A 6000-nucleotide genomic window follows, 5' to 3' on the forward strand; every position below is an offset into this window, starting at 1 on the left:
CCTAAAAACCGCACGAATTCGCGTAATTAAGAACACCCGTCCGGAATTGGTTTCCGGAGTCCCGGGCTCGGTAGCTTCGATGCCATGCAGCTGACTCGCTTCACCGATATCGGGCTCCGGGCCCTGATGCGGTTGGCGGTGAGTGACGAGGCCGATAACCGGGTCACCACTCGGTTGATCGCCCGGCAGGTCAACGCGTCCGAACGTCATGTGGCGAAAGCGGTGACGCAACTGGTCGAGCTGGGTTTCGTGCAGGCGCAGCGTGGCCGCTCCGGTGGGTTGTTCATCACCGAGACCGGGCGCGGCGCGTCGGTCGGCGCGCTGGTGCGTGCCCTGGAAGGTGACCGCGAAGTTGTGCTGTGCGAGGGCGATCATCCCTGTCCGCTCGCCGGTTCCTGCCGGTTGCGCCGAATTCTCGCGGACGCCAAGGAAGCGTTCTATCGAGAATTGGATCGTTATACGGTCACCGATCTCGTCACCGGACCTGCCGTCGAATTGCTGCATCTGCTCACCATTCCCTCGGTGGGCGGTGGTTCCGAGGTAAAGGAAAGTCAGTGAACACCGACAGCGTCGTCCGTGCCCTACCCGAACTCGACCCCGAGCATGCCGAAACGATCCGCGCCACCCTGCCCTTGGTCGGTGCCCATATCGACGAGATCACCACGGCCTTCTATCGCCGGCTGTTCGGCAACCATCCCGAATTGATCCGTGATCTGTTCAACCGTGGCAACCAGGCGCAGGGTTCCCAGCAGCGTGCGCTCGCCGCCTCCGTCGCGTCCTTCGCCACCTACCTGGTCGATCCGCGGCTGCCGCACCCGTCGGCCATGCTGTCGCGAATCGGGCACAAGCACGCATCGCTCGGCATCACCGCCGATCAGTACCAGGTGGTGCACGACAACCTGTTCGCCGCGATCGTCGAAGTGCTCGGCGCCGACGTGGTCACCGACCCGGTGGCGGCCGCCTGGGATCGCGTCTACTGGTTGATGGCGGACTCGCTGATCGACCTGGAGAAACAGCTGTATGTGGCGGCCGGTGTCGAACCCGGCGATGTGTTCCGGGACGCGGTGGTCGTGGGACGTGAGGACGATCCGGCCGGTGCTGCGATCTTCACTGTCGAGTCGGCTGATCCCTCCGCGCCGTTCCCGGAATTCCTGCCGGGGCAGTATGTTTCGGCCGGCGTCCGGTTGCCCGACGGTGCGCGTCAGCTACGCCAGTACAGCCTGGTCAACAACCCGGGCGGCGGAAAGCTGACGTTCGCCGTCAAACGCGTGGACGCTGTCGCGGGCTGTCCCGCCGGCGAGGTGTCGAGCTGGTTGCACGACAACCTCACCACCGGCGACCACCTCGAGATCACCCTGCCCTTCGGCGACCTGACCGTCGACACCGACGCGACCACCCCACTGGTCCTCATCTCCGCTGGCATCGGCATCACCCCGATGATCGGCACCCTCGAATACCTGGCCGCCCACCGATCACCCCGGACCGTCCTGGCCCTGCACGCCGACCGCACCCCACGCACCCACCCCCTGCTGAACCGCATGCGCACCCTCATCGACCGCCTCGACGCGGCCACCCTCGAACTCTGGTACCAAGACGAGGCGGGCGAAGCCCACCAGGGCCTACTGGACTTGTCCACGATCACCCTCCCCGCCGACGCGGACATTTACGTCTGCGGAGCGGACGGATTCTTGGATGCGGTCCGCTCCCAGCTGACAGCCGTGGGCGTCCCGAGCGATCGGGTGCACATCGAACAGTTCACCCCGACCGATTGGCGGACCGGCGTCTGCCCGGTCTGAGCGGGTTCCCGCCGTCGCCGCGACTGAGCGCGGCCGGGCCGGACATCAGGGCTCGGAAACCCTGACCGAAAACACGCATGACGGCGCCCCGTGGCCGATCTGGTGGTCACGGGGCCGTCGCAGATTTCTCGGCGCCGGTGGACTGTGCCGACCCTGGCCTGCGATTCGGTGGTCGGCCGAATCTGTCGGTGGTCTGCCATAAGATCACCGCATGAGACGGATTTTCGGTTGGGGCGCAACAAAATCCGAGGCGCCGGCGCGGGAGGAAAGTGGGGCCGTCGAGTCGGGCGAGGCTCGTGGCGAACGTGCTGCGGCGACGGCCGCCCGGGCGGCGCGGGTGTCGCGGGAGCTGCGCGGTGTGCGCCGATACTGGCGGCGCAATAGACCCATCGAACGGTCGCCCTACTCGAACAACCCGTCCATGCCGGGATAGCTCTGCCGGGGCGCCCGCGGCTCGATCGTCGCGTCGCCGGGTGCCGCGCGCAGGCTGTGATCCTCACCGCGTCGCCGATGCGGTGACCTGCGGTTTCGCCGACCACCGTGACGGCCGGTCACGGGCGGGGATTACCGTCGTCGGTATGAGAATCGCGGTCGTCGGCGGTGGTATCAGCGGGCTGGTTTCGGCGTATCGGTTGCGTGGGCTGCTCGGGCCGCAGGCCGAGATCGTCGTGGTCGAGCGCGGGGAGCGGCTCGGCGGCATTCTCTACACCGGTGAGATCAACGGGGATCCGGTCGATCTGGGTGCCGAGGCGTTCGTCGGGCGGCGGCCCGAGGTCATCGCACTGCTGGCGGAGCTCGGGCTCGACGATCAGCTGGTGCGGCCCGCGGGGCTGCGTCCGCTGATCTGGGCCGAGGGGAGCACACACCCACTGCCTGCCCGGACGCTGATGGGAATCCCATCCGATGCCGACACGCTGCGCGGACTGGTGTCCGAGGAAACCCTGCATCAGGTCGCCACAGAACCCGAACGGCCATTCAGCTGGCAGCCTGGCTCCGACATCGACGTGTACAGCCTGGTGGCCGACCGGTTCGGTGCGGAAGTCGCTGACCGCAGCGTCGATCCGCTGCTCGGCGGGGTGTACGCGGGCAGCTCACGATCCATCGGGGTGCGCGCGGCCCTGCCTGGTCTGGCCGCCGCTCTCGACAACGGCGCCCCCAGCCTCACCGCCGCGGTCACCGCGGCCCTGCCGCCACCATCGGATGCACCCGTCTTCGGCGGAATCCGCGACGGCTATCAGGTCCTGCTCGAAGCGCTCGCGCAACGATCCGGCGCGACGTTCGTGACCGCGGAAGCCACCGGACTCACCAGGACGGCGACGGGGTGGCAGCTCGAACCGGTGGGTGCGGTGGACGCCGTCGTCCTCGCCACGCCCGCCCCGGTGACTGCCCGCCTGCTCGCTGCGGAAGCGCCCGCCGCGTCGTCGGCGCTGGCCGGAATCGAGCTCTCATCCTCGGCCCTGGTCGCACTCGCCCTCCCGCGCGACACCCCGCTGCCGCAGAACTCCGGCATCCTCGTCGCCACCGGAGAACCGTTGAGCGCCAAGGCCTTCACCCTGTCGAGCCGCAAATGGCCGCATCTGGCCGCCCGCGAGATCGCGCTGGTCCGCGCCTCCTTCGGCAAATTCGGCGATGACGCCGCGCTGTCCTGGCCGGACGGCGAACTCGCCGCCGCCGCCGTCGCCGACCTCGCCACCGTCACCGGCGTCCCCATCTCCCCACTCTCGGCCACTGTCCAACGCTGGCCCGGCGCCCTCGCTCAATACGCCCCCGGCCACACCAGCCGCATCGCCGAGATCGAGTCCGCCACAGCCGAATTCGACACCCTCGCCATCACCGGAGCCTACCTGCACGGCGTCGGCGTCCCCGCCTGCGTCGCCTCCGCCACCACCGCCGCCAGGCATATCGCGGCAGCGCTCACCTGACCGCCCGCCATATCGCTGCGGCGCTCGCCTGGCCGGGCGTCTGTCGCTGCGGCTCGTCTCGTGGTGGGGCGAGTCAGCGCGGCGAAATCTCCCGGCGGCCATGGTGTCGGGGAGGAAGCGGCAGTGTCCGGGGAGCTCCTGGCCGGTGTGAAGCCGATGCGGAGACGATGATCTAGGCGAGTGCTTCCCGAAGCGCGTGCGGCAGGGGAAGGAATGCCGGAGACGTCAGTCGCAGCATTCGCAGTCGTGCCCTGCGGATCCCTTCGTGGCGAGCGCCGCGGCCGATGCGGGGCAGCAGGTGTCGCCCTTCCAGGCGTTGCGGCCTTCTTTCACCGCGATGGCGGCGATGACGAGGGCGGCGATCGGGTCGGCCCACGACCAGCCGAACAGGCTGTTGAGCAGCAGGCCGACGAGCAGCACTGCCGACAGGTACGTGCACAGCAGGGTCTGTTTGGAATCGGCGACGGCGGAGGCCGAGCCGAGCTCACGGCCGGCGCGGCGTTGCGCCCAGGACAGCACCGGCATGACGACCAGGCTCACGGCGGCGAGTCCGATGCCGATCGGGGAGTGCTCGGCGTCGCCCATGCCGAGCAGGCCGCGGATCGACTCGACGGTGACGTAGGCGGCGAGGGCGAAGAAGGAGAACGCGATGACCCGCAGGGCGAGCTTCTCCCGTTTCGCTGGGTCGCGTCCGGCGAATTGCCACGCCACGGCGGCCGCAGAGGAGACTTCGATCACCGAATCCAGCCCGAACCCGATCAGCGCGGTCGACGACACCCGTGCGCCCTCGGTGAGCGCGATGATCGCCTCGACCACGTTGTAGGCGATGGTCGCCGCGACGAACCAGCGAATCCGCCGCGCCAGCACCGCTTTCCGGCTCGCGCTCGGCTTCGCCCGCACGGTCGGCGTTCTCGGCGAATCCATCAGCAGCACTCCTGGGTATCCGCGACTGGGCAGCACGCCGGATCCACGACAAGCACCAATCCGAGCAGATCAGACAGTGCGGCCGAAATCCTGGCATCGGCCAGCTCGTAGCGGTTGCGCCGCCCTTCCGGCACGGCGACCACCAGCCCGCATCCGCGCAAGCACGCCAGATGGTTGGACAGAATCTGCCGCGTGACCCCGATCTGCTCGGCCAGCTCCGACGGATAGCCGGGACCTTCGCGCAGGCTCAGCAGGATTCGGGTGCGCGTCGGGTCGGACAACGCATGACCGAACCGGGCCAATGCATCGTGATGCAGCGAGGTCTCCATACCCGAACAGTACATGGAAATCTGTATTCAGAAAATAGTGAACATTGACGCTGCGCTTGCTCGTCGGCCGTCACACGACCGGATCGCCGCGCGCCCTGTTCGCTGGGGCACAGTCATGGGGTTGCCGAGTCGGCCTTCGGCAGCACACGTCTCGCGCTCGGTCCGGCGCGCGGCGCGGCACGACGTCCGGGCGGGGATGGCGGCGGCGGGAAAAGCGCCGAGTGGCACGATGGGGGTATGGCGCGACTCGACTACCAGGCTCTCAATTCGACTATCCGGTACCTGATGTTCTCGGTGTTCCAGGTGCAACCCGGTGCGCTGGGTGACGACCGGGAGGCGGCGATCAAGGAGGCGCGCGCCTTCTTCGACGGTCTGGCCGATCGCGGGGTGGTGCTGCGCGGCATCTACGACGTCGCTGGTATGCGCGCCGATGCCGACTTCATGCTGTGGACGCACGCCGAACGGGTCGAAGATCTGCAGGCGGTCTACGCCGACTTCCGCCGCACGACCGCGCTCGGCAAGGCCAGCGCGCCGGTGTGGAGCAATGTGGCCATCCACCGGCCCGCCGAGTTCAACAAGAGCCATATCCCGGCGTTCCTGGCCGGCGAGGACCCGGGCAACTACATCTGCGTATACCCGTTCGTGCGGTCCTACGAGTGGTACCTGCTGCCCGACGAGGAGCGCCGCAAGATGCTGGCCGATCACGGCAAGGCCGCCCGCGGGTACCCGGATGTGCGAGCCAACACCGTGAGCTCGTTCGCGCTCGGCGACTACGAGTGGATCCTGGCCTTCGAGGCCCCGGAACTGCACCGCATCGTGGACCTGATGCGCGATCTGCGCGCCACCGAGGCCCGCCTGCACGTGCGCGAGGAAGTGCCGTTCTTCACCGGCCCGCGTGTCGAGGTCGAGCAGCTGATGACCGCGCTGCCCTGAACCCAGTACCGGGGGGGGGCAAAGAGGGGGGGGGGGGGGGGGTGGGGGGGGGGGGGGGGAGGGGGGGGGGAGGGGGGGGGGGGTGGGGGGGGGGGG

6 protein-coding genes are annotated in these 6000 nt (G+C 68.6%); 4 read left to right on the forward strand and 2 right to left on the reverse strand.

Going from position 1 to position 6000, the window contains the following annotated elements; genetic code table 11:
- The first annotated feature begins 84 nt into the window (after nucleotides 1–84).
- From AC5W7N_RS10925 to AC5W7N_RS10935, 3 genes are all read left to right on the forward strand, one after another.
- The gene (locus AC5W7N_RS10925) at nucleotides 85–558 is read left to right on the forward strand and encodes an RrF2 family transcriptional regulator (RefSeq protein ID WP_194992190.1); all 474 of its coding nucleotides are present in this window, start codon (nucleotides 85–87) and stop codon (nucleotides 556–558) included.
- Entirely contained in the window at nucleotides 555–1796 is a 1242-nt protein-coding gene (locus AC5W7N_RS10930; protein ID WP_194992189.1) for a globin domain-containing protein, read from the forward strand. The genes AC5W7N_RS10925 and AC5W7N_RS10930 overlap by 4 nt, the downstream gene beginning before the upstream one ends.
- 578 nt (nucleotides 1797–2374) lie before the next feature.
- Complete coding sequence (locus AC5W7N_RS10935) at nucleotides 2375–3718, forward strand: protoporphyrinogen oxidase (RefSeq protein ID WP_495923618.1); 1344 nt, start codon at nucleotides 2375–2377, stop codon at nucleotides 3716–3718.
- Between the two features lie 225 nt (nucleotides 3719–3943).
- On the opposite strand, the gene AC5W7N_RS10940 is transcribed toward AC5W7N_RS10935, so the two are convergent.
- On the reverse strand, nucleotides 3944–4642 hold the full coding sequence (locus AC5W7N_RS10940; RefSeq protein ID WP_495923620.1) for a cation efflux transmembrane domain-containing protein: 699 nt from the start codon (nucleotides 4640–4642) through the stop codon (nucleotides 3944–3946).
- Nucleotides 4642–4971 carry an ArsR/SmtB family transcription factor gene (locus tag AC5W7N_RS10945; RefSeq protein ID WP_495923622.1) on the reverse strand — a complete coding sequence of 110 codons (330 nt, stop codon included), beginning with the start codon at nucleotides 4969–4971 and terminating at the stop codon, nucleotides 4642–4644. Before AC5W7N_RS10945 ends, AC5W7N_RS10940 begins: the two co-directional genes overlap by 1 nt.
- Nucleotides 4972–5208: 237 nt before the next feature.
- On the opposite strand from AC5W7N_RS10945, the gene hemQ reads away from it, so the two are divergent.
- Nucleotides 5209–5904: a hydrogen peroxide-dependent heme synthase gene (gene hemQ / locus AC5W7N_RS10950; RefSeq protein ID WP_163814353.1), complete on the forward strand. Its 696-nt coding sequence runs from the start codon at nucleotides 5209–5211 to the stop codon at nucleotides 5902–5904.
- The last annotated feature ends 96 nt before the right edge of the window (nucleotides 5905–6000 follow it).

Source organism: Nocardia sp. CDC519 (assembly GCF_059509835.1).

Bases quoted from the DNA above. Each gene is read 5' to 3' on its own strand.
- AC5W7N_RS10925 (WP_194992190.1), top strand. From the start codon at position 85: ATGCAGCTGACTCGCTTCACCGATATCGGGCTCCGGGCCCTGATGCGG.
- AC5W7N_RS10935 (WP_495923618.1), top strand. From the start codon at position 2,375: ATGAGAATCGCGGTCGTCGGCGGTGGTATCAGCGGGCTGGTTTCGGCG.
- AC5W7N_RS10940 (WP_495923620.1), bottom strand. From the start codon at position 4,642: ATGGATTCGCCGAGAACGCCGACCGTGCGGGCGAAGCCGAGCGCGAGC.
- AC5W7N_RS10945 (WP_495923622.1), bottom strand. From the start codon at position 4,971: ATGGAGACCTCGCTGCATCACGATGCATTGGCCCGGTTCGGTCATGCG.
- hemQ (WP_163814353.1), top strand. From the start codon at position 5,209: ATGGCGCGACTCGACTACCAGGCTCTCAATTCGACTATCCGGTACCTG.